A 23,403-nucleotide genomic window follows, 5' to 3' on the forward strand; every position below is an offset into this window, starting at 1 on the left:
TTAAATAACCTCTCGACTGCGCTCGAGGTGACAATTCAGATAGTATTAATTACAAAAAACAAAAATGAACGATAACTGGATATTTCCTGCTGAATGGGAAAAACAACAAGGTATTTTATTGTGCTTTCCGCATAATGGTAACGATTGGCCTGGGAAATACGAAGCAGTACAATGGGCGTTTGTTGAATTTATTAAAAAAGTAGCTTCTGTTGAAGAAGTTATACTAGTTGTTGCCAACGAAAAACTAAAAACCAAAGTTACGGGCATGCTAGAATTGGCACACGTACAGTTAAAAAATGTGTCGTTTATCATTCATAAAACCAACCGCAGTTGGATGCGCGATTCTGGACCTATTATTGTAAAACAAGGAAATAAACGAAAAGCCATAAACTTCAACTTTAATGGTTGGGCAAAATATACTAACTATACTTTAGACAAGCACGTTCCTGCTAAAGTTGCAAATTTTTTAAATATCCCATTGGAACAAGCCATATACAACGGAAAACCTTTCATTTTAGAAGGTGGTGCTATTGATGTGAATGGAAAAGGCTCGTTATTAACTTCAGAGGAATGCCTACTCCACCCAAGCATCCAAGTACGAAATGCAGGCTTAACTAAAAAAGACTACGAAGCTGCCTTTAAACAGTATTTAGGTGTAACCAACGTTATTTGGTTAGGCGATGGTATTGTAGGCGATGATACACATGGGCATATAGACGATTTAGCGCGTTTTGTGAATGACGATACCATTGTTACCGTTGTTGAAACCGATAAAACTGATGCCAATTACAAGCCACTACAAGATAATTTAAAACGCTTGCAATCTGCCACTTTAGAAAACGGTAAACAACCCAATATTGTTACCTTGCCAATGCCTAAAGCGTTAGAGTTTGATGGCATTCGTATTCCTGCTAGTTATGCCAACTTTTTAATACTAAACAAAACGGTTTTAGTACCAACCTTTAATGATGCTAACGACCGTGTTGCACTTAACATTATTGCAGATTGTTTTCCTGATAGAGCCATTATTGGTATTGCAGCCACCGATTTTATTTGGGGCTTTGGTACACTACATTGCTTGAGCCAGCAAATACCTCAGTAAAATACTCATCATTGCGAGCACAGTGAAGCAATCTCATGATACTTTTCAATAGCTACCTTTTTTGTTTATAGTTTAAAATAGACAGATTATTTCGGTCATGCTTCCCTCGTAATGACGCTATGGAACGTCATTGCGAATGAAATGAAGCAATCTCCCTATTTATTAACAAAAAGCAATAATATATTACGCTTTAAAAACTGTAAAGGTTTAATTTGAGAGATTGCTTCGTGCCTCGCAATGACGGGCATTATTAATAAATACGTATAACTACGTATTGCTTTTTTGGTAAGAAAAATCTAACTTCGCTTATCGTGTGGATATAAATCATTGAAACTATTTTATATCATATCGTTAGGCACAATTATGATGAAAAAACATCTATGAAAAAAAAGCTACTTAATTTCTTATTAATTGCTTCAAAAACACTTGAAAAATTACATTTCAAATTTTCCGAAAAAAAAGCAGAAAAGTTAGATTATTCATCTCTTTCTCCGATTGCTAACGGTGATAAAGAAGGCCATTACTCAAAAGCTCTACAATGGGCTCTTGAAAATCGTGAAGATGAGGATATCAAAAACATTGCACTCACTGGACCTTATGGCTCAGGTAAAAGTACAATTCTGAAAACTTTTCAAAAAAACTACAAGGGAACTGAATTAAAATTTCTAAATATTTCTTTAGCAACATTTAAAGAGAAAAAACCAAAATTTGATGAAGAAGGTAATCTTATTGAAAAAGATAAAGAAGAACTTTTAAGGCTTATAGAAACAAGTATATTACAACAAATTTTTTATCACGAAGATGACAAAAATATCCCTGATTCAAGATTTAAAAAAATTAAAAGCTATGGTGCTAAAAAATTACTGTTAACCTCGCTTGGGATTTTACTATTCATAATAGCTTTATTAAATTATTTTAACCCTTATCTTATTCAAAGTATTTTTAAAGATAATCCTTTAAGTGTTTTTACTTGTGACACATTACATTACAGTAGCATATCAATAATTTTAATTGGTATTTTCTTTATCACATATAAATCTATTAGAATTATTAGCTCTATAACAATTAATAAACTTAAATTTCAAAATGCTGAAATAGGAATTGGAGAAAGTATAAATAAATCTATATTAAACCATCATTTAGATGAAATCCTTTATTTCTTTACAATAAGACCTTACAATGTTGTAATCATAGAAGACCTTGACCGTTTTGAAGAAACTGAAATCTTCACAAAGCTTAGGGAAATTAACCTTCTATTAAACAACTCCGAAAAAACCAAAAAGAAAAATATCACATTCATATATGCCGTAAGAGACGATATGTTTTCAGACAATGAAAGGATTAAGTTTTTTGATTTCATAATTCCCGTTATTCCAGTAATTAATTCATCAAATTCTAGTGAAATTTTACTACACAAAAAGAAAAAATATAGTTACAATTTAACTGAAACTTTTATTGACGATATATCCTTTTTTATTGACGACATGCGTTTACTTCATAATATAACTAATGAATTTTATTTGTATAAAATAAAACAAGGAGAAACTCCATTAAATCAAGATAAATTATTCGCTATAATTACTTATAAAAACATCTATCCAAACGATTTTGTCTCTTTAAGTAAAAATGAAGGTTACTTATATGATATTCTAAACGCTAAATCAAAATATGTAAGTCAAGAAGTCAATCGAATTGAAAAGAAAATATCTATTTTGAAAGAAGAGATTAAAAACCTCGAATCGGTAAATATCAAAAGCATAAAAGAACTTCGTCTATTATATATAATTAGAGTAATCGAAACGTTAGGTAATTTTAATTCATTTATCATTAATAACAAAATTATCACGATTGATGATTTATTAAAAGATGAAAATTTTGAATATTTAAAAGAGAATAAAATTTACTTTCAAACTCCCGTTAATAATTATTATAGCAACAGCCTTAATTATCAAGAAAAAAAAGTTACCTCTTCTTTTTCTGAAGTTGAAAAATTAGTAAACCCCGTTAAATCATATGATTTAAATGAACAAGAAATTATTGATATTCAATCAAATAAGTCTAACTCTTTAAGAAAAGAAATACAAGAGCTTGAGAAACAAAAAATTATAACTAGAAATCTAAAAATTTCTGAATTATTACAATCAAACAGAGAAATTGATCTAAATATAAATGAAAACTTAAATGCAGATTTCATCACAACTATAATTAGAAATGGATATATCTCAGAAGATTATATTGATTACATTTCTTTGTTTCACGAAGGTAGTATAACAAGAAATGACCATAAATTTATTATCAATGTAAGGAACAAACAAAAATTAGAGTTTGACTATAAACTTTCAAAAATTGATAAAATAATTCCAAAAATAAATCCAATTGATTTTGACTCCGAATTTATCTTGAATTATGATTTATTAGATTTTTTACTTAAAAATCATAGAACTAATAAGGTTCCTTTAGAATATGTTTTCACCAAATTAAAAGATGAATCCTCTACTTCTATTCTATTTATAAATGGTTTTATTGAAATAACAGAAAATTTAAATCTATTTATTAAAACTCTAAGTGAATATTGGGTTGGTATTTGGGGATATTATGTAAATGATGTTACTTATTTGTCTGAACAATTAAATAAAATGTTAAAATACATCATAGAATATGCAGATATTGAATCTATTATTAAAATAGATAAACAATCTAATCTCAAAAGTTATCTAACAAAAAATCCTGAAATTTTAAACATCACTTCTAACAATGATAAACTAGTAAATATTATCTCTGATTTAGAACTAAAATTTATTGATTTAGACTTTGAGAATTCCCCAGAAAGTATTTTAGAGTTTATTTACAAGAATAATCATTATGAAATTAACGAAAAAATGGTTAGTAAGTTTATAAAAAAATATGGTGAATTTGAACAAGTAAGCTTTGATAATTCTAATTATTCTTCAATTAAAAACTCAAAATCTGATGGTCTTATTAATTACATAGAAGCTTACATAAATGACTATATAAAGAATATTTACTTAAAGCTTGATACAAATATTAATGAGGAAGAAAAAACATATTTGGGTTTATTAAATCATTCCGATTTAAGTTTAAAACTTAAAAAAGAAGTTATAAAAAAAGTAGCTACAAAAATCTCTGACATTTCACTTGTTGAAAATGATAGTTTGCTGTCATATATTATTGAAAATAATAAAATAGAGCCTAAATGGGAAAACTTATTGTTCTTTTTCAAAAAATCCGAAGATAAAATATTGGACTCAACTATTGGCTTCATTAATATTATTGAAAATGCTAACAAATTAGCAGAAGTAAAAATGCCTACTAAAGTTAATGACGAAAATATTTATGGTGTATTATGCAAAATCTTAATGCAATCAAACAACATTAATAATGAATCATTTGATTTAATTACAAATTCAATTCCTTTTTGGTATAGCGACTTAGACATTGCTAATCTTGATGAGGAAAAAGTTCACTCATTAATAAAGAACAGAGTAATTAGACCAACAATTGAAAGTTTTGAAAACTTAAAGGAAAACTACAAAAAGTTAAGCGTTGAGTTATTAGAGAAACATAAGGCCGAGTTTATAAAACTAATTGATGAACTTGTTTTAGATGAAAATGATTTAGAGCTAATCTTAAAATCAGAAATACTTAACAACTTAGAAAAACTCAAATTTTTGGACACTTGTTCAAATGACACTGTTGCATTAAACTCAGAAAATTTGAAATTAATAAGTCAACTTATATTAAATGATAGTTCATTTCGTATAAATGAGTTGCTTTTAAAAGATTTAATTTTAGACAAAAGTGTATCAATTATAAATAGAATTAAATTATTTAACAAGAATCTTTTTAGCATTGATGAGTCTTATATAGAGAAATTCTTAATCAATTTAGATAGTAGTTATGCAAAAATTACAAACAAAGATAAAAGGACAAAAATTCAAGACACACACGATAACAGAGAATTATTAACTAATTTGAAACGAAAAGGTTACATTTCAAGTTTTTCAGATGGATTATTTGGATTGAGAGTAAATCATAAAAGGAAATAATAACATTGCCTAACAACAGATAAAAATAATAGCGTTTTAATTGCTTAAGCGAAAGTGAATAAATATAAAAAAGGTCTGTGTTTAACCGAAAAGTTAGTGCGTGAAAATCCGCTACTTTTCATATACAAACACGATAATCGCAACCCCAATCCCCTACTACTTCATATACTTACCCTTTTTACTACCAGCATACATTTCATATTTAACCAAACGTGCTTCTAGTTTTGCGTTAAACAACTGTATTTTTCTAGAAGGGCGTAAACCTACATGTTTTAAAGCATCTAGGTTACTGGTTATAAACCACGCATCAGTATTTGGGTAACTTTGTTTTAAGGTATCGCCAATATTTTTATAAAACTCCTGCATGTCTATATTTAAACGCTCGCCATATGGTGGGTTAAACACCATATGTAGTTTTTCGTCGCCTCCTTTTTGGGTTTTAAAAAAATCTTCGTGTTTTACGGCTATAAAATCGTCTAACTGGGCATTTTTCACATTTTCAATGGCTTTGGTTACGGCACTTGGTGCTTTATCGTATCCTATTATTTTATAATGAAAATCGCGGGTTTTATTAAGCAACGATTCTTCAATTTTTTCAAATAAATCGACATCCCAATCGTTCCAACGTTCAAATGCAAATTCTTTTCGCATCAGGTTTGGTGGTATGTTACAAGCTATCATAGCAGCTTCAATAAGCATGGTACCCGAGCCACACATAGGGTCCATAAAATCGGTTTGTCCATCCCAACCCGATAGCATAATTAAACCTGCTGCCAATACTTCGTTTATAGGTGCAATGTTGGTGGCTATTTTATAACCACGCTTATGTAAAGAATCGCCCGATGAATCTAATGAAATAGTGCATTGATGCCTATCTATATGCACATTTATTTTTACGTCAGGAAATTTTAAATCTACATTAGGTCGTTCGCCTGTGGTATCTCTAAATTTATCTACAACAGCATCTTTGGTTTTTTGTGCTATGTATAGCGAGTTTGTAAACAACTCAGAATGTATTGTGGCATCAACAGCTATAGTTCCTGTTGGTTTTACATACTGTTCCCAAGGCATTTTGTATATGTTATTATACAAATCGTGTTCATTATTTACAATGAATGTATGTATTGGTTTTAATATTTTAATAGCTGTACGCAAGCCTAAATTTGCTTTGTACATAAACCCTTTATCGCCCGAAAAAGACACACTACGAACGCCTGTTTTTACGTCTTGTGCACCTAGCTGTGTCAATTCTTTTGCTAATAAATCTTCAAAACCAAATAGGGTTTTGGCTACCATATTAAAATTTTCTTCCATTTTTTATCTCGAATAGATTGCAAAAATAACGTAATTTTGCGGTAAATTAACTAGCTATTGCTTATAATGGGTTAACGATTACGCATTTGTTTATATTTTAAACTAATGAATTCGTGAATGCTTTGCATTTAAAGCGACATCCTTTTTTTGAAGCACGAAAAAAAGATATAGCAGAAAGCTTGACCTCGATTTTTTTCGGGATAACCCTAAAAATAAAAAAAAGATTCTTGCCTACGCAGGAAGTTGATATGAATAAAGACACTACAACTTGGTTTACTTCTTGGTTTGACACGCCATTTTACCATATTTTATATAAAGATAGAGATGAAACGGAAGCGCAGCATTTTATGGATACGCTTACCAATTATTTAAATATTCCTGAAGGTGGTAAAATATTAGATTTAGCTTGTGGCAAAGGACGACATGCCATTTATTTAAACGAATTAGGGTTTGATGTTACTGGTGCCGATTTGAGTGAAAATAGCATAAAATTTGCCAAACAGTTTGAAAATGACACCTTGCGTTTTGAGGTGCATGACATGTGTAAACCGTTTAATAAACCGTTTGATGCTGTTTTTAACTTGTTTACCAGTTTTGGGTATTTTGATAAGGATGAAGATAATTTAAACACTATTAAAGCTATTAAAACCGACTTAAACGATGCTGGTTTTGGTGTTATTGATTTTATGAATAGTGAATTTGTTATTGCCAATTTAGTGCCCGAAGAAGTTAAAACCGTTGATGGCATTGCCTTTAATTTGAAGCGTTATGTGGAAGATGGTTATATTGTGAAAGATATTAGCTTTACTGCCAATGGCGAGAATTACAACTTTCAAGAACGTGTTAAAGCCTTTACTTTAACAGATTTTGAGATGCTTTTTGAAAAAGCAGATGTTTATTTATTAGATGTGTTTGGTGACTATAAATTGCGTAAGTTTAATGCAAAATCATCTGAACGTTTGGTAATGATTTTTAAGTAGAATAATTAATTAAATTTAAGTGTTATTTTTTTAAATGTATAAGTTTATTTTCCCAATACTTGCTGTTATTATCGGCTTTATTTTGGCTACCATTACCAAAAATCAAAAATCATTTAACATAAAACTCCTACTCTCTTTTAGTGGTTCGTTTTTATTAGCTTTAACACTTTTTGAATTATTACCCGAAGTTTATGAACACCTAGACACTAAACTTGCTGGCTTAATAATTATGTGTGGCATTATGCTTCAATTGGTTTTAGAATTATTCTCGAAAGGTGCAGAACATGGGCATGTACACATTCATAAACATGAAACGGCGTTTCCGTGGTCGTTGTTTATAAGTTTATGTATTCATAGTTTTTTAGAAGGGTTTTCTATACACGACCATAACGATATGGTATATGGTATTTTAGTACATAAAGTACCAATTGCAACATTAATTACCATGTTTTTAATGCAATCGCACTATAGTAAAACACAAATTGCTGGGTTTTTATTGGTTTTTGCATTTATGACGCCTTTAGGAACTTTTATTGGTAATACTTGGGAAGCTGTTACAGCGTATTCGCAAATAATAAATGCCATTGTTATTGGTATCTTTTTTCATATTTCTACCACCATTTTATTTGAAAGTGCCGAAGGACACAAGTTTAATTTATCAAAATTCATATCTATTGTAGTTGGCGTTGGCATTGCGTATTTAATTTGAGCCTTTAAGCAAAATGAAAAAACTTTCTAACTTTTAACTGTTATACATTTAAACTTAAACCGTGTTTTCAAAAGAAGAATCTAGATTATTACGACAAGAATTTTGGACGAGTTTCGGGAAATCGTTTCCACGGAAATGGATTTTGTATGATACCAAATTGAAAGGTTTTAGCTTTAAATTTCATTTTGATACTAAAAGTGCGCTGGTTGCTTTAGATTTGGAAGATGATTTAGAATTCAGAATTAAATATTGGGAAAAATTAGTTGCATTAAAATCGATTTTGATTGATGATTTTTTACCTGAAGCTATATTTGAAGAAGAATATCTGCTTGAAAATGAAAAAGAAATTTCAAGAATTTACATTCCATTAGATGAGAAAGTATCCATACACAACAAAAACACATGGCGAATTGTGATGGAATTCTTTAATGAAAAAATGAGTTTGTTCGAAGCTTTTTTTGAAGACTACAAGGATGTGATTGAGCATTAAGCTTTAGCCTTTAGGCTTTAGGCTTTAGGCTTTAGGCTTTAGGCTTTAGGCTTTAGGCTTTAGGCTTTAGGCTTTAGGCTTTAGGCTTTAGGCAAAATTATTAATTGTTAATTGTTAATTAACTCATAACTCCTTCTTCATTAAAAAATCATCCATAAAAAATCCATTTCCAATATCAAGTTTTATAGAATCTGCATTTTTAAAACCTAATGCATTGTATGCTTTAATGGCGGTAACGTTGTTAATATTAACGGTTAATCTGATGGTTTTTAAGTTATAATCTTTAGCTTTTTGTTCTATAAATTGTAACGCGGTTTTCGCTATTTTTTTACCTCGATAGCTTTTTAAAACATATATCTTGCTCAAAAAAAGTGCTTCCTCTTCCTTTTTAATAGCAATGTAACTTACAGGAATAGCATCAAACGTAATTATAAAATATTCAAAACCAGTATCAACTTGATTTTTGATAGCTTCAGCAGATTGAAACTTTTCAAGCATATAATCAATTTGTGGTTTTCCAACCATAGGAATATAATACTCGCGCCAAATTTCATCGGCTAAAATGGCTATTTGATTAATTTGATGTTGTGTTGTGGCTGAAATAATTTCTATCATACTAAATCACATAAAAGAAAATCATAAAAAAATGAAATACAGCACCAGCAAGCACAAACACATGCCAAATAACATGGTTGTATGGAATTTTTTTAATGGCGTAAAATAGGATGCCAACAGTATAAGCTAAACCTCCAGCAAATAACAACAATACACCATTGCTATGCATCAATTTAGAAAGATTTGTAAAATCGAATACAATAAGCCAACCCATAACTAAATATAATAGGGTTGAAAATATTTCGAATTTTCCTGTGAAAAATAGTTTTAAAATAACACCAAAAGCAGCAATACCCCAAACCACATAAAATAGTGTCCAGCCTAAACTATCATGCAATGTAATGAGTAAAACAGGTGTATAGGTACCAGCTATTAAAAGGTAAATACTAATATGGTCTACAATACGGAAATAATGCTTTTTAACAGTATCTTTTACAGAATGATACAGGGTTGATGCTGTAAATAGAATAATTAAAGATAACCCATAAACAATAACACTAAATAAGCTCCAATTGGTTTTATTACCATTAAAAATAATGAGTGATATTAAGCCCAATACACCAAAAATTGCACCTATAGCATGGGTTATGGCGTTTAATCGTTCTTGTAGTGGTGTTTGTTTGTAAACTAACAACTTATTTATTTTTCTGCTTATCCAACCAAATATCGGTTAAATCCATAAAATTATACTCTTCAGCAGCTTTTTGTCTTACTAACAATCCGTTTCTAAAGCTTCGCTGTAAAATATCTTCAATTAAATAATCTTCGTAAACATTTTTTGGGTCAAATGGTTTCTTTAACGAAATATCAAACATACTTGCCGTGGTGTTGTACCAAAATGCACGCCAACCACTACGCAATTCTTTAACCAAACCAAACGTAGTTTTCCCTGTTTGGCGGTGTATTAATTTTACCAAAATTTGACCTTCAGTGCGTGTTAATTTTTTTAATTCATCTGAAAACTCACCTTCAATATATTTTTGAATCATTTTTGTATAACGGTTCTTGTCACTTTGCTTTTTCATAGATTCTAAACGCGCGTTTAAAGAATCTAAGCGTTCGGCAGCAAGTTTTGCGTAAGGATATACTTTTAAGGTTTTGCGGCGTAAAATTAAATACCTAATTCTATCTTCTTTACTGGCAAATTTCATATCTGCAAGAATGTAAATAGGATTTAAATTTACCACCGTTTGCGCTACAGAATCGCCTTCAATAATCATATATTCAAATTCTGTATCATCTTCTTCCTCATCCTTTATTTGAGCAAATAAAAAAATGGGCAATAGCAAAAACAGATATATAACAAAATTCTTCATAAAAATATACAGAGCAATATTCTTTCAAAATTAATAAATTACAGCTTCTAAAACATTTTTTTTGTATTTATATTATTAATTTAGTGCAAAACTTTAACACAAAACGATGAAGAGCATTTTAAACAAAAAGTCGATGGACTTTTTAGAGAAATATTTAAATAATGCAGCACCTACGGGTTATGAATGGACAGGACAAAAACTGTGGATGGATTATTTAAAACCTTATGTAGATGAATTTATTACAGACACTTACGGTACAGCGGTGGGTGTTATTAACCCAAAAGCAGCGTATAAAGTTGTTATTGAAGGACATGCCGATGAAATTTCGTGGTATGTAAATTATATTTCGGATGACGGTCTAATTTACGTGATTAGAAATGGCGGTAGCGACCACCAAATAGCACCAAGTAAAGTGGTAAATATTCACACAAAAAATGGCATTGTAAAAGGTGTTTTTGGATGGCCAGCAATACATACACGTAAAACAGGCGCTGAAGAACCACCAAAACCAGAAAATATTTTTATTGATTGTGGTTGTAAAACCAAAGATGCAGTTGAAAAATTAGGCGTTCATGTAGGTTGCGTTATTACCTATCCTGATGAATTTCATATTTTAAATGGCGATAAATTTGTTTGTAGAGCTTTAGATAACCGTATGGGCGGTTTTATGATTGCTGAAGTGGCGCGTTTGCTAAAAGAAAACAAAAAAACCTTACCATTTGGGTTGTATGTTGTAAATGCAGTACAAGAAGAAATTGGCTTGCGTGGTGCCGAAATGATAACGCAAACTATCAAACCAAACGTAGCTATTGTAACCGATGTAACACACGATACTACAACACCAATGATTGAAAAGAAAATTCAAGGCGATTTACAAATTGGCAATGGTCCGGTAATTGCCTATGCACCTGCGGTACAACAAAAATTACGCGATTTAATAACCGATACTGCCGAGGCTAAAAAAATACCATATCAACGCAATGCCTTATCGCGTGCCACTGGAACCGATACCGATGCGTTTGCATATAGCAATGGTGGTGTAGCATCTGCTTTAATTTCACTTCCGCTACGCTACATGCATACAACGGTTGAAATGGTACATAAAGATGATGTTGAGAATGTAATAAAACTTATTTATGAAAGTTTGCTTAACATAAAAGATGGCGAAACTTTTAGTTATTTTAAATAAAATTTCTAACTAAAAATTATAATAGATTGTCTGGTTGAGCGAAGTCGAAACCTACTTTTAATAACCTATTTGTAGTTCTCGACTGCGCTCGAACGGTCATATTTAGTTTATTTTGATTTTAATGGACGAATACATAGACATTGTAGATAAAACCGGTAAACCACTTGGTAAATCGGAGTTAAAATCGGTTATACACCAAAAAGGGTATTATCATCACACAGCACATGTTTGGTTTTACACAAAAGATGGGCATGTTTTACTATCGCAACGTTCGGCAAAAAAAAGTATTTGTCCGCTTATGTGGGATGTGTCAGTTGCTGGCCATATTGATGCTGGTGAAACTGCAAAACAAGCTACCGTAAGAGAAACTAGAGAAGAAATTGGTTTAGAAATTTCTGAAACCGATTTACAAAGCATTGGTGTTTTTGAATGCTTTCAGTTGTATGATTCTGGTATTATTGATAATGAATTTCATAATACATTTATAGCCGAACTTAAAGTGCCATTAACAAAATTAACGCCTCAAAAAGAAGAAGTTGAAGCTTTAAAATTGGTTTCAATTACCACTTTAAAAAACCTTATAAACAACATTGGTGAAGGCAACCATTTTGTGCCTTCAAACAAAACCTATTACGAATTTGTTTTTAAAACCATTGTACAAGCCATAAATTAAAACTAACTTTCTTTTTTGATGGATTTATTACTCTTTTCCATAACGCCTATAATAATTGTTATTCTTTATATCTATTTTAAAGACCGCTACGAAAAAGAACCTAAAGAATTATTACTTTATAATTTTCTTCTTGGTGGTTTTGTTAGTATCCTAATTACTACGATTTTATATTATATTTTCAACATCATATTACCATTAACCAATACTACCAGCGTACTACAACAATTTATAAAAGCTTTTTTTGTAGTCGGTTTTTCTGAAGAGTTTAGCAAATACCTTATTGTTAGGTATTATTCGCAAACGCATAAAGAATTTAACGAACCGTTTGACGGCATAGTGTATGCCGTTGTGGTATCAATGGGTTTTGCAGCTACCGAAAATATTTTTTATGTTTTAGAAGGCGGTTATGCAACAGCACTTTCAAGAGCGTTTACAGCCATACCAGCACATGCGTCGTTTGGTATTTTAATGGGATACTACATGGGTAAAGCTAAGTTTTCAAACAACAAGGTTTTATACAATTTAACAGGCTTATTATTTGCCATAATTTTTCATGGTGCCTACGACTTTTTCTTGTTTATAGACTTTATTCCAGGTATTTGGGTTGGTGCTTTTATATCGTTAATTGTAGCACTCATACTATCTAGAAGAGCTATAAAAAAACATCAGTTAGATTCTCATTTTAGAACTTAAAAGTTGTATATAGAATTCAAAAGCGAATCCAAATAATTTGATTGGATTCGCTTTTTTATTATTATCTCTAAAGACTATAAAATCAATAAAACCCCAAAATATAAATTGGAGGTTCCTAAACCAACATTAAATGTATTACCTTTTGAATCAGAACCTATTTCATAATCTCTTTTTAGATGAGAATATCCAATTGCACCAATATTGGTATTTATTAAAACTTTTTGAGACAAACCATAAGTTAAACCTGGACGTAATCCAATAAAAAATGATTTTTCACTACCTTTTGTTGCATTACTACTATTATCTGCATATTGGTCTTCATTCAAGAAAGCGTAAGACACTTCACCTTGTAGATTAAAAGCAAAATTTTTACCAATAGACACATACTTTCTAACATAAGGTGTAATACTATAACCTAAACTTTTAAATTCATTAGAATTAGAAGGATTGATAGTTTTACTATTATAAATATTAAAACCAGGCATCACACCTATTATCAAATTATCATTTATAACGTATCCTAAATCTGGTTTTATTGAAAATGAATTTCTTTTGATATTTGAACTATATAACTCGTAATCATCTTCAAATTGTTGCGAATTAAAACTAACTACTCCACCAACAATCCATTGATTTTTTGAAATTTTAAAGCTTTCTTCTGAGTTTTGAGCAAAAGTAAATGTACTCACTAATACTAATGCAATAATTAAATGTGTTTTCATAAATATGGTTTTAAGATTAGATTTATGTTTGCCAAATATTGCACCAATAGTTAAATATTGACATTAACTTATCTTAAACTAATTGTAAATAAATTATTATATATCTATAACAGATATTTTTACATAAAAAAAGCGAACCATTTGGTTCGCTTTTTTACTTTATTGAGATTCCTGCTTTCGCTGGAATTAAGTTAAATATGTAACGCTCTATCTTCAGTAGCTGCTAATGCCGCTTCTTTAATAGCTTCCGTAAATGTTGGATGTGCATGAGACATTCTTGAAACATCTTCAGCACTTGCTCTAAATTCCATAGCAACAACCGCTTCTGCAATCATATCGGCAGCACGTGCACCAATCATGTGTACGCCTAAAATTTCATCAGTTTTCTTATCAGCTAAAATTTTAACAAAACCATCTAAATCCATACTTGCTCTACTTCTACCTAATGCACGCATAGGAAACGATCCTGTTTTGTATTCCACACCAGCTTCTTTAAGTTGCTCTTCGGTTTTACCAACAGCAGCCACTTCTGGCCATGTATAAACCACACCTGGAATTAAGTTATAGTCGATATGCGGTTTTTGTCCAGCCAATGTTTCGGCAACAAACACACCTTCTTCTTCAGCTTTGTGGGCTAACATCGCACCTTTTACAACATCACCAATAGCATAAATATTTTTAGCACTGGTTTGTAAATGGTCGTTTACTTCAATTTGACCTCTATCGGTTACTTTTACGCCTGCAGCTTCGGCATTTAAACCATCTGTATATGGACGACGACCAACAGAAACTAAACAATAATCGCCCTTAAACTCGATTTCATTGCCTTTTTTATCATCAGCCTTCACAATAACTTCATTGCCTACACGCTCAACAGATTTTACTTTATGAGACGTATTTATGTTGAATTTTTGTTTCTTCAATACTTTATTAAGCTCTTTTGAAAGTCCGCCATCCATTGTTGGAATAATGCGATCCATGAACTCAACCACAGAAACTTCAGCACCCAAACGTTTGTAAACCTGACCTAACTCTAAACCAATAACACCACCACCAATAACGATTAAATGCTTTGGAATTTCTTTTAGTTTTAAAGCTTCGGTTGATGTGATAATACGCTCTTTATCAATGTTGATAAATGGCAAATTTGAAGGTTTACTACCTGTTGCTATAATAGTGTTTTTAGCTTCAATTTCAATTGTTTCTTCACCTGAAATTGTAATGTGAGTAGCGTCTTTAAAGCTTCCTAAACCTTGATACACATCAATATTATTTTTCTTCATTAAGAAATCGATACCGCCTGTAGTTTGATCGACTACCGATTGTTTACGAGCAATCATTTTTTCAAGATTAACTTTAATATCTCCAGGAATTTCGATACCGTGTTCTTCAAAATGTTTAACAGCATCTTCATAATGATGCGACGAATCTAAAAGTGCTTTACTTGGTATGCAACCAACGTTTAAACACGTACCGCCAAGTGTGTTGTACTTTTCAATAATGGCAGTTTTCATGCCTAATTGTGCGCAACGAATTGCTGCTACATATCCTCCAGGACCCGAGCCAATAACGGCTACATCGTATGAATTCATAATATATTTTTGATGTTCGTTTGTTAAAAAATAATTGAAAGTCAAAAATACAAATGTTTTATTTGGAAGCCAATAAAAAACAAGGCTTTATAAAGCGAATTTGTAATTTTAATAATAATGTGATTTTATTTTTGTTAAAATGCGATAATATTGACGAAACAGTGATTCTAATTAATTTTCTTAATTCTTGTTTTGGTTAATATGTTTCAAAATCCATTCAATTTCTGGATCGGTTTTAGTTTTTACGTCTTCAATAGTATGTGTTATTTCAACATCGGGCTTAATGCCAAATCCATCGGGCATTTGTTTGTAAGGTGTTTCAATTTGCATTAAACCCATTCGTATTTTTAACTTTGTGTTGGGTAATTGATAAATTTTATAAATACCTGCAACACAACCGTTGTATGCACCACCAGTTTCTTCACCTACAAAAACAGCACGATTGGTCGCTTTTAAATGTGTTGAAATTAAGGATGATGCTGAAAATGAATTACCATTAATTAACACATACATATTGCCCTTGTAGTTTAATGGATTTGGCTTTGCTTCTTTTGAAAATCTTAGCTTGTAGTAAATACTTCCATCACGTTTTTTGGTTTTAATTAAATTATGCGCCACAATGATGGGTGATACTAATGCGGAAACTATTTTTAATGATGTTGGTGAACTATTACTCATTAAAAAATTGAAATATGGCAATCTGTTTTTTACTTCACTTTCTTCAACAAGTTTATAATTATCGTTAGTTAAAAAGGAATATAAATAGGATATTTCAGCAATTCTGCCACCACCATTATCACGCAAATCGAGTATGAGGTTTTTTGTTTTTGCCGAATCTAACGTAGCAAAACTTTCTTTGTAAAACTTTTTATAATTACCGTTTGAAAACGATTCAATTTTCATGTACGCAACCGTACTATCTGCTTCTAAAAAATTGAAATTTCGGGTATATGCATCGCCTTTTATTAAGCCATGCTTCTTGTTGTATTTTCGTTTGTTTTGGTTTGCTATTCTATTTGCTTTTTTCTCAGTTTTTGTAAGTTTCGGTTTTGCAATTTTTAAAGTATCGTTTGTAGAAATAGAGTCTTTCTTTTTATTTTTTTCTATTTGTTTAAACGTTTTGGTAATTAGTGAATCGTGTTGCTTAAAGGCTACTTGTAAACTATCAAAATAACCGTGTTCTTTAACGTGTAATCTACTAAAAACCTTTCCTACATACCTGTTGTATAACGTTTTGTTAAACCCGTCTGAAGCAAAACGTGTTTTGTAGGTGCTTATTAAATGTGAAACATGTTCATTGTCAATCTTAACTACTTCGCTTCCAACTAATGTAGAATCTTCACCTCGTGTGTTGGTTACCCATAGTTTTTCATCTAAAAACTCGAAATCTAAATCGAAAAACTCCTGTTTAAATTTTCGTAATTCTTTACGTTCTTTTTTTGTAAACCGCTTAATAACCGAACCAACAGCAATATGTCCTTGCTTTACGTTTGCTACAACAGGTGCTAACTTTTTATAAAACTCGCGCGATGTTAATGGTGAATTTATTGATTTTTTTAAGCTATCGAACTTAAAATCTAACTGTTCTTTTGGCGTATATTGATACAGTTTAGGATGGTTTTTTTTTAACTGAAAATACAAATTATCAACATCGCTTCGCAATGCTTCAACCGTATGTTGCATGCTTATTTGTTGGTTGTATTTTTTAACACTACTACACGATGTTATTAGTATTAAAGCCAGTAAAAATCCTAAAAATTTCTTCATTCAAAAAATAAAATCAATCTAAACAAACGCTAATTTACTTGTAATTATGGTTTAAAAAACGGTATTAGTTTTTATTTAACTTTTCAGTAAAATCAAATCAATCATTAAAAATAAATTTATGTAATTTTGTACGGCATGCAAAAAAACATAAACATACAAAACAAAAAGGCGCGCTTTCTATACGAGATTTTAGATAAGTACACCGCCGGTATTGTGCTAACAGGCACAGAAATAAAATCGATACGCAGTAGTAAAGCATCTATTGCCGAAAGCTTTTGTGAATTTAATGCTAAAGGCGAACTTTTTGTAATTAACGCAACTATTGAAGAGTATGCGTTTGGTAATTATTACAACCACCGCCCAAAAGCGGAACGAAAATTGCTACTAAACCGAAAAGAATTAAAAAAATTACATAAAGAAGTACAAAGTACAGGTTTAACTATTATTCCGTTGCGATTATATATTAACGAAAAAGGCTTTGCTAAACTAGAAATAGCACTGGCTAAAGGTAAAAAGTTATACGATAAACGTGAAACAATGAAAGACCGCGATAATAAACGCGATTTAGACCGCATTAAAAAAAGCTTCAAATAAAAAATTACTAATGAAAAAAGTTCTATTAATTGGGTTACTATTTTTAGCATTCACATTTACACAAGCACAAGACAAAACTAAAAGTAAGGATGTTGCCAAAGACTATTCTGAAAATGTTTTAACTATTGATAGTACCATAAATTCGTTATACAAAGTAATTTCTGGTGAAAAAGGACAAAAAAGAGATTGGGCACTTTTTAAATTTTTATTTCACCCTGACGCTAAATTAATTACATCAGGAAAAAATGATGAACGAAAATTTCAAATTCGCTACATGAAACCAGATGATTATATTAAAAGTTCAGGGAAATGGATGACTGACAATGGTTTTATTGAAAAAGAATTACACAGAACGGTTGATGCTTATGGCAATATTTCGCATGTTTTTAGCACATTTGAATCGTTTTATAGTAAAAACGATGAAAAACCATTTATGCGAGGTATAAACAGTATTCAACTTTTAAATGATGGCACACGCTGGTGGATTATGAATGTGTTTTGGGATAATGAAACCAGATGGAATCCAATACCTAATAATTATTTACCTAAATAGGTTTATGGTTTATGGTTTATGGTTTATGGTTTATGGTAAAATTAATTAGTTTCTTTCATTCCAACAACTAACAACTAATTCCTATCCTCCAACAAAGGCACAAACCTGAACTCGCCAAATTCATGTTGTTCAAATTCTTTGGTATCTTTCCTAATAAAAAGCGTCATAATTTGTACATCATCACCCACAGGAATTACCAACCTACCTCCTATTTTTAACTGGCTTAACAAAGGTTTGGGTACAAAAGGTGCACCAGCAGTTACAATAATACTATCAAAAGGTGCTTCATCTTTTAAACCTTTATAGCCATCGCCAAAAATGAGTTTTTTAGCACGATAACCTAATTTTGGTAAAAATAAGCTGGTTTTTTTAAACAATTCTTGTTGGCGTTCAATACTGTACACTTTTGCACCTAATTCACATAAAACAGCAGTCTGGTAACCACTACCTGTACCAATTTCAAGAATTTTATGGTCTTTTTTTACTTGTAGTAATTCTGTTTGAAACGCTACAGTATAAGGTTGCGAAATAGTTTGGTCTGCCGCAATAGGAAACGCCTTATCTTGATAGGCATGGTCTAAAAAACCAGAATCCATAAACAAATGTCTTGGTATATTACCAATGGCTTTTAAAACAGCTTCATTAGTTATTCCTTTAGCTATTAATACATTAACTAACTGTTGTCGTAATCCTTTGTGTTTAAACGTATCTTTCAATGTTGGTGAAGTTTGCAAGGCTAAAATAAATCAAACAAAATGAAGTACAAAGTATATAGTTTAAAGTTTTAATCTAATTTCTATTTTCTAATATCTCTTATCTAAAACTAAAATCTTATTTTTGTTGAAAACCTTATACTATTATGCTAAAAGCTGGTGTACTTGGTGCTGGCCACCTTGGAAAAATTCATTTAAGACTTCTTAAACAATCTGATAATTATGACCTTGTTGGTTTTTATGATGCTGATGAAACAAATGGTAGGAAAGTAGAAGCTGAATTTGGCTATAAATTTTTCAATTCTATTGATGCACTTATTGATGCTGTTGATGTGGTAGATATTGTAACACCAACCTTATCGCATTACGATTGTGCTATAAAAGCCATTTCTAAAGGAAAACATATTTTTATTGAAAAGCCAATAACCAACACAGTTGAAGAAGCAGAACACATAAGAGAATTGCTTGCAGAACACAATTTGCGCGGTCAAGTTGGTCATGTTGAGCGATTTAACCCTGCATTTTTAGCTGTGAAAGACGATATTAAATCGCCAATGTTTATAGAATCGCACCGATTGGCAGAATTCAATCCTCGTGGTACCGATGTGCCTGTTGTGTTGGATTTAATGATTCATGATATTGATATTATACTAAGCGTTGTAAAATCGAAAGTAAAACATATAAGCGCTAGTGGTGTTGCGGTAATTAGCAATTCGCCCGATATTGCAAATGCCCGAATTGAGTTTGAAAACGGTTGTGTAGCAAACCTAACAGCTAGTAGAATTTCACTTAAAAAAATGCGTAAAGCACGTTTTTTTCAAAAAGACGCCTACATTTCTGTAGATTTTCTTGATAAAAAATGCGAAGTGGTAAAAATGAAAGATGCACCTGAAACCATTGGCGATTTTGATATGGTTTTACAAAATGCCGAAGGTGTTAAAAAACAAATTTATTTTGACAATCCACATGTAGAAAACAACAATTCTATTTTAGATGAATTGAATGCGTTTGCAGTTGCCATAAACAACAATGAAGCACCTATAGTTACATTGCATGATGGTACAGAAGCGTTGCGCGTTGCTACGCAAATTATTAATTGTTTTTAAAAAATACTGAAGTTATCCAACTTTTTTAACCTTCTAACTTTTTAACTTTTTAGATGAAAAACATTGCAATTATTGGCGCAGGTACTATGGGAAATGGCATTGCACATACCTTTGCCCAAAATGGTTTTAAAGTTAACCTTATTGATATTAGTGAAGCTTCGCTTACCAAAGGTTTAGTAACTATTACTAAAAACCTTGATAGAATGGTTGCTAAAGAAACTATAACAGAAGCTAAAAAAGAAGATACACTTAAAAACATATCAACATTTACAACTATAATTGATGGCGTAAAAAATGCAGATTTAGTAGTTGAAGCTGCAACTGAAAATTGTGATTTAAAGCTAAAAATTTTCAAACAACTTGATGAAACTTGTAGTGAAAACACCATTTTAGCTACCAATACATCGTCTATTTCAATAACACAAATAGCCAGTGTAACCTCAAGACCAGAACACGTTATTGGTATGCATTTTATGAATCCTGTTCCTATTATGCAACTGGTTGAAATTATTAGAGGCTATAATACCAGTGATGCCGTTACAAAAACCATCATGGAACTTTCTAAAACTTTAGGTAAAACACCTGTAGAAGTTAATGATTACCCTGGGTTTGTAGCAAACCGTATTTTAATGCCTATGATTAATGAATCTATTGAAACGTTGTATAATGGTGTTGCAGGTGTACATGAAATTGATACAGTTATGAAGTTAGGCATGGCACACCCTATGGGTCCATTACAATTAGCAGATTTTATAGGTTTAGATGTCTGTTTATCAATTCTAAACGTAATGTACGATGGCTTTAAAAACCCTAAATATGCACCTTGCCCACTATTAGTAAATATGGTTCGAGCTGGTAAATTTGGTGTAAAATCGGGTGAAGGTTTTTATAATTATTCTGAAAGTAGAAAGGCAGAGCATGTTTCTTCGCAATTCCTTAAATAAGTTATTCGTTTAGTTTTATGTTGTTAAGTCGAAAAAAAACAGCTTAACAACATACAACTTCACAACAAGCAACTCAACAAATATTATGCACATACAAGAGAATCTTCAACATATAAAATCTACCCTACCAAACCATGTTACTTTAGTAGCCGTTTCAAAAACCAAACCTGTAAACGATTTAATGGAAGCTTACAACGCAGGCCAACACATTTTTGGTGAAAACAAAATTCAAGAAATGGTTGAGAAATATCAAACCATGCCAAAAAATATAGAATGGCACATGATAGGGCATGTACAAAGAAATAAAGTAAAATACATGGCTGGTTTTGTGAGTTTAATACATGGCGTTGATAATTTTAAATTACTTATAGAAATTAACAGGCAAGCTAAAAGATACCGTCGGGTTATTAATTGTTTGTTTCAAATAAAAATAGCTTCGGAAGATTCAAAATTTGGAATGACTGCATCGGAAGCTTCTGAAATTATAAAATCGGAAGCCTTTTCAGAATTAAAAAACATCAAAATAATTGGTGTTATGGGTATGGCAACTTTTACTGAAGATGAAAATCAAATTAAAAAAGAATTCACCTTGTTAAAAACAATTTTTGATAGTTTAAAATCGGTAGAAACATTTAACTTTAAACCTGAAACTATTAGTATGGGAATGAGTGGCGATTACCAATTAGCAATTAATTGTGGTAGTACCATGATTCGTGTAGGAAGCCGTATATTTGGTGAACGGAATTAGCATTAGGCATTAGGCATTAGGCATTAGGCATTAGGCATTAGGCATTAGGCATTAGGCAAAAATACTTTTAACTTTTAACTTTTAACTTTTAACTTTTTAACTTAACAAACTTATTTACGCAATACTAGACATAGAAACCACTGGCGGAAAGTATAATGAAGAAGGTATTACAGAAATTGCTATCTATAAATTTGATGGTCATAAAGTAGTCGATCAATTTATAAGTCTAATTAATCCGGAACGCGATATACAACCATTTGTAGTAAATTTAACTGGCATTAATAACAACATGCTACGCAACGCGCCAAAGTTTTATGAAGTTGCCAAACGTATTGTTGAAATTACTGAAGATTGCATTTTAGTTGCTCACAACGCTCAATTTGATTATCGTATTTTAAGTACTGAATTTAGACGTTTAGGCTTTGAGTTTATCCGTCCATCACTTTGTACAGTTGAATTATCGAAAGATTTAATTCCTGGTCAAGATTCATACAGTTTAGGAAAGTTAGTACGTTCACTTGGTATTCCTGTAACCGATAGGCATCGCGCCTCTGGTGATGCTTTAGCTACGGTAAAATTGTTTCAAATGCTGTTGGATAAAGACACAACAAAAAGCATCATTCAGCAATCCATACGCTTAAACCCAAAGTTTCAATTAGAACCCAGACATTTAGATATTTTAGAAGAATTACCAACTACAACAGGTGTTTACTACATTCATAAATCTGATGGAGATATTATCTATATTGGCAAAAGCAACAATATAAAAAAACGGGTTAACCAGCATTTTACTAATTCCAACCAAAAATCAAAAAAAATACAAGCTTTAGTAACAGCAGTAACCTACGAAACAACAGGTAGTGAATTGGTTGCGCTTTTAAAAGAAAGCGAAGAAATAAAACGTGTTAAACCAATATTTAACAGAGCATTACGTCGCACTATTTTTACACACGCCTTATATAGTTTTGTTGATGATAACGGGTATATTAACCTGAAAATTGATGTTGCCGATTTACGTAAAAACCCAATAACAACCTTTACAAACCGAGAAAGTGGTAAAAGTTTTGTAAACAAGGCTGTTGAAGACTATAAATTATGCCAAAAATTAGCAGGCTTATACAAAACCAAAACAAGTTGTTTTAATTATGATATAAAAACATGTTATGGTGCATGTGTAGAAAAAGAACCAACCGAAGCATACAACAAACGTGTAGAAGCACTTATTAATAAATACAGTTTTAGAAACAAAAACATGGTAATTATTGATAGTGGTCGCGATATTGATGAACGCAGTGCTATTTTTATTGAAAACGGTATTTTTAAAGGCTTAGGATTTTTCAATTTAAATTATCAAATAACCAATATTGATGTTTTAGAATCTATCATTACGCCAATGCAAAATAATAGAGATACCCAACATATTATTCAAAATTATATCCACAAGAATAAAAGAGTAAAAATAATTTTGTTTGATTAATTTATTTTAAGAAATTTAAGACATATTTTTTAAGATAAA

22 protein-coding genes are annotated in these 23,403 nt (G+C 31.0%); 14 read left to right on the forward strand and 8 right to left on the reverse strand.

Annotation, left to right across the window (positions count from 1 at the left end):
- The first annotated feature begins 64 nt into the window (after positions 1-64).
- A complete protein-coding gene (locus ACFQ1R_RS12035; RefSeq protein ID WP_379926477.1) occupies positions 65-1,102 on the forward strand; it encodes an agmatine deiminase family protein in 1,038 nt (345 codons plus the stop codon).
- A gap of 380 nt (positions 1,103-1,482) precedes the next feature.
- Positions 1,483-5,169 (forward strand): YobI family P-loop NTPase, encoded by a 3,687-nt coding sequence (locus tag ACFQ1R_RS12040; RefSeq protein ID WP_379926478.1) that lies wholly within the window; start codon positions 1,483-1,485, stop codon positions 5,167-5,169.
- 156 nt (positions 5,170-5,325) lie between these two features.
- Here ACFQ1R_RS12040 and ACFQ1R_RS12045 read toward each other — a convergent pair whose 3' ends face one another.
- Complete coding sequence (locus ACFQ1R_RS12045; RefSeq protein WP_379926479.1) at positions 5,326-6,483, reverse strand: THUMP domain-containing class I SAM-dependent RNA methyltransferase; 1,158 nt, start codon at positions 6,481-6,483, stop codon at positions 5,326-5,328.
- Between the two features lie 248 nt (positions 6,484-6,731).
- Here ACFQ1R_RS12045 and ACFQ1R_RS12050 point away from each other — a divergent pair, with 248 nt between their 5' ends.
- From ACFQ1R_RS12050 to ACFQ1R_RS12060, 3 genes are all read left to right on the forward strand, one after another.
- Positions 6,732-7,463, forward strand: coding sequence for a class I SAM-dependent methyltransferase (locus ACFQ1R_RS12050; protein ID WP_379926659.1), 732 nt, complete (start codon positions 6,732-6,734; stop codon positions 7,461-7,463).
- 34 nt (positions 7,464-7,497) lie between these two features.
- On the forward strand, positions 7,498-8,172 hold the full coding sequence (locus ACFQ1R_RS12055) for a ZIP family metal transporter (RefSeq protein ID WP_379926480.1): 675 nt from the start codon (positions 7,498-7,500) through the stop codon (positions 8,170-8,172).
- 61 nt (positions 8,173-8,233) lie between these two features.
- Positions 8,234-8,662: a DUF4268 domain-containing protein gene (locus ACFQ1R_RS12060; protein ID WP_379926481.1), complete on the forward strand. Its 429-nt coding sequence runs from the start codon at positions 8,234-8,236 to the stop codon at positions 8,660-8,662.
- A gap of 123 nt (positions 8,663-8,785) precedes the next feature.
- Here the strand turns inward: ACFQ1R_RS12060 and ACFQ1R_RS12065 are convergent, their stop codons facing one another.
- The 3 genes from ACFQ1R_RS12065 to ACFQ1R_RS12075 are packed head-to-tail and all read right to left on the reverse strand — an operon-like array spanning position 8,786 to position 10,593.
- Positions 8,786-9,277 (reverse strand): GNAT family N-acetyltransferase, encoded by a 492-nt coding sequence (locus ACFQ1R_RS12065; RefSeq protein WP_379926482.1) that lies wholly within the window; start codon positions 9,275-9,277, stop codon positions 8,786-8,788.
- A 1-nt stretch (position 9,278) separates the two neighbouring features.
- On the reverse strand, positions 9,279-9,911 hold the full coding sequence (trhA, locus tag ACFQ1R_RS12070; protein WP_379926483.1) for a PAQR family membrane homeostasis protein TrhA: 633 nt from the start codon (positions 9,909-9,911) through the stop codon (positions 9,279-9,281).
- Between the two features lies 1 nt (position 9,912).
- Positions 9,913-10,593: a DUF4294 domain-containing protein gene (locus ACFQ1R_RS12075; protein WP_379926484.1), complete on the reverse strand. Its 681-nt coding sequence runs from the start codon at positions 10,591-10,593 to the stop codon at positions 9,913-9,915.
- Between the two features lie 106 nt (positions 10,594-10,699).
- On the opposite strand from ACFQ1R_RS12075, the gene ACFQ1R_RS12080 reads away from it, so the two are divergent.
- The 3 genes from ACFQ1R_RS12080 (at position 10,700) to ACFQ1R_RS12090 (ending at position 13,148) form a co-directional block, all read left to right on the forward strand.
- Positions 10,700-11,782 (forward strand): M42 family metallopeptidase, encoded by a 1,083-nt coding sequence (locus ACFQ1R_RS12080; protein WP_379926485.1) that lies wholly within the window; start codon positions 10,700-10,702, stop codon positions 11,780-11,782.
- Positions 11,783-11,903: 121 nt separating this feature from the next.
- Complete coding sequence (locus ACFQ1R_RS12085) at positions 11,904-12,455, forward strand: NUDIX hydrolase (RefSeq protein WP_379926486.1); 552 nt, start codon at positions 11,904-11,906, stop codon at positions 12,453-12,455.
- An 18-nt stretch (positions 12,456-12,473) separates the two neighbouring features.
- On the forward strand, positions 12,474-13,148 hold the full coding sequence (locus tag ACFQ1R_RS12090; protein WP_379926487.1) for a PrsW family intramembrane metalloprotease: 675 nt from the start codon (positions 12,474-12,476) through the stop codon (positions 13,146-13,148).
- Between the two features lie 74 nt (positions 13,149-13,222).
- Here the strand turns inward: ACFQ1R_RS12090 and ACFQ1R_RS12095 are convergent, their stop codons facing one another.
- The 3 genes from ACFQ1R_RS12095 to ACFQ1R_RS12105 form a co-directional block, all read right to left on the reverse strand.
- A complete protein-coding gene (locus ACFQ1R_RS12095) occupies positions 13,223-13,870 on the reverse strand; it encodes an outer membrane beta-barrel protein (RefSeq protein WP_379926488.1) in 648 nt (215 codons plus the stop codon).
- Between the two features lie 191 nt (positions 13,871-14,061).
- A complete protein-coding gene (gene lpdA, locus ACFQ1R_RS12100; RefSeq protein WP_379926489.1) occupies positions 14,062-15,462 on the reverse strand; it encodes a dihydrolipoyl dehydrogenase in 1,401 nt (466 codons plus the stop codon).
- Positions 15,463-15,642: 180 nt separating this feature from the next.
- The gene (locus ACFQ1R_RS12105; RefSeq protein ID WP_379926490.1) at positions 15,643-17,229 is read right to left on the reverse strand and encodes a S41 family peptidase; all 1,587 of its coding nucleotides are present in this window, start codon (positions 17,227-17,229) and stop codon (positions 15,643-15,645) included.
- A gap of 135 nt (positions 17,230-17,364) precedes the next feature.
- Here ACFQ1R_RS12105 and smpB point away from each other — a divergent pair, with 135 nt between their 5' ends.
- Together smpB and ACFQ1R_RS12115 are read left to right on the forward strand one after the other, a co-directional pair.
- Positions 17,365-17,823: an SsrA-binding protein SmpB gene (gene smpB / locus ACFQ1R_RS12110; protein WP_379926491.1), complete on the forward strand. Its 459-nt coding sequence runs from the start codon at positions 17,365-17,367 to the stop codon at positions 17,821-17,823.
- A 10-nt stretch (positions 17,824-17,833) separates the two neighbouring features.
- Complete coding sequence (locus ACFQ1R_RS12115) at positions 17,834-18,376, forward strand: hypothetical protein (RefSeq protein WP_379926492.1); 543 nt, start codon at positions 17,834-17,836, stop codon at positions 18,374-18,376.
- Between the two features lie 74 nt (positions 18,377-18,450).
- On the opposite strand, the gene ACFQ1R_RS12120 is transcribed toward ACFQ1R_RS12115, so the two are convergent.
- Entirely contained in the window at positions 18,451-19,092 is a 642-nt protein-coding gene (locus ACFQ1R_RS12120) for a protein-L-isoaspartate(D-aspartate) O-methyltransferase (RefSeq protein WP_379926493.1), read from the reverse strand.
- Between the two features lie 143 nt (positions 19,093-19,235).
- Between ACFQ1R_RS12120 and ACFQ1R_RS12125 the strand changes: the two genes are divergently transcribed.
- The 4 genes from ACFQ1R_RS12125 to ACFQ1R_RS12140 all read left to right on the forward strand — a co-directional run bounded on the left by ACFQ1R_RS12125 (position 19,236) and on the right by ACFQ1R_RS12140 (position 23,364).
- Complete coding sequence (locus ACFQ1R_RS12125; RefSeq protein ID WP_379926494.1) at positions 19,236-20,195, forward strand: Gfo/Idh/MocA family oxidoreductase; 960 nt, start codon at positions 19,236-19,238, stop codon at positions 20,193-20,195.
- Between the two features lie 53 nt (positions 20,196-20,248).
- Entirely contained in the window at positions 20,249-21,139 is an 891-nt protein-coding gene (locus ACFQ1R_RS12130; RefSeq protein ID WP_379926496.1) for a 3-hydroxyacyl-CoA dehydrogenase family protein, read from the forward strand.
- Between the two features lie 85 nt (positions 21,140-21,224).
- A complete protein-coding gene (locus tag ACFQ1R_RS12135; RefSeq protein WP_379926497.1) occupies positions 21,225-21,887 on the forward strand; it encodes a YggS family pyridoxal phosphate-dependent enzyme in 663 nt (220 codons plus the stop codon).
- A 112-nt stretch (positions 21,888-21,999) separates the two neighbouring features.
- Positions 22,000-23,364 carry a 3'-5' exonuclease family protein gene (locus ACFQ1R_RS12140; protein WP_379926660.1) on the forward strand — a complete coding sequence of 455 codons (1,365 nt, stop codon included), beginning with the start codon at positions 22,000-22,002 and terminating at the stop codon, positions 23,362-23,364.
- Positions 23,365-23,403: the final 39 nt, after the last annotated feature.

This window comes from Mariniflexile jejuense, from assembly GCF_042675665.1.
GTDB lineage: Bacteria > Bacteroidota > Bacteroidia > Flavobacteriales > Flavobacteriaceae > Mariniflexile > Mariniflexile jejuense.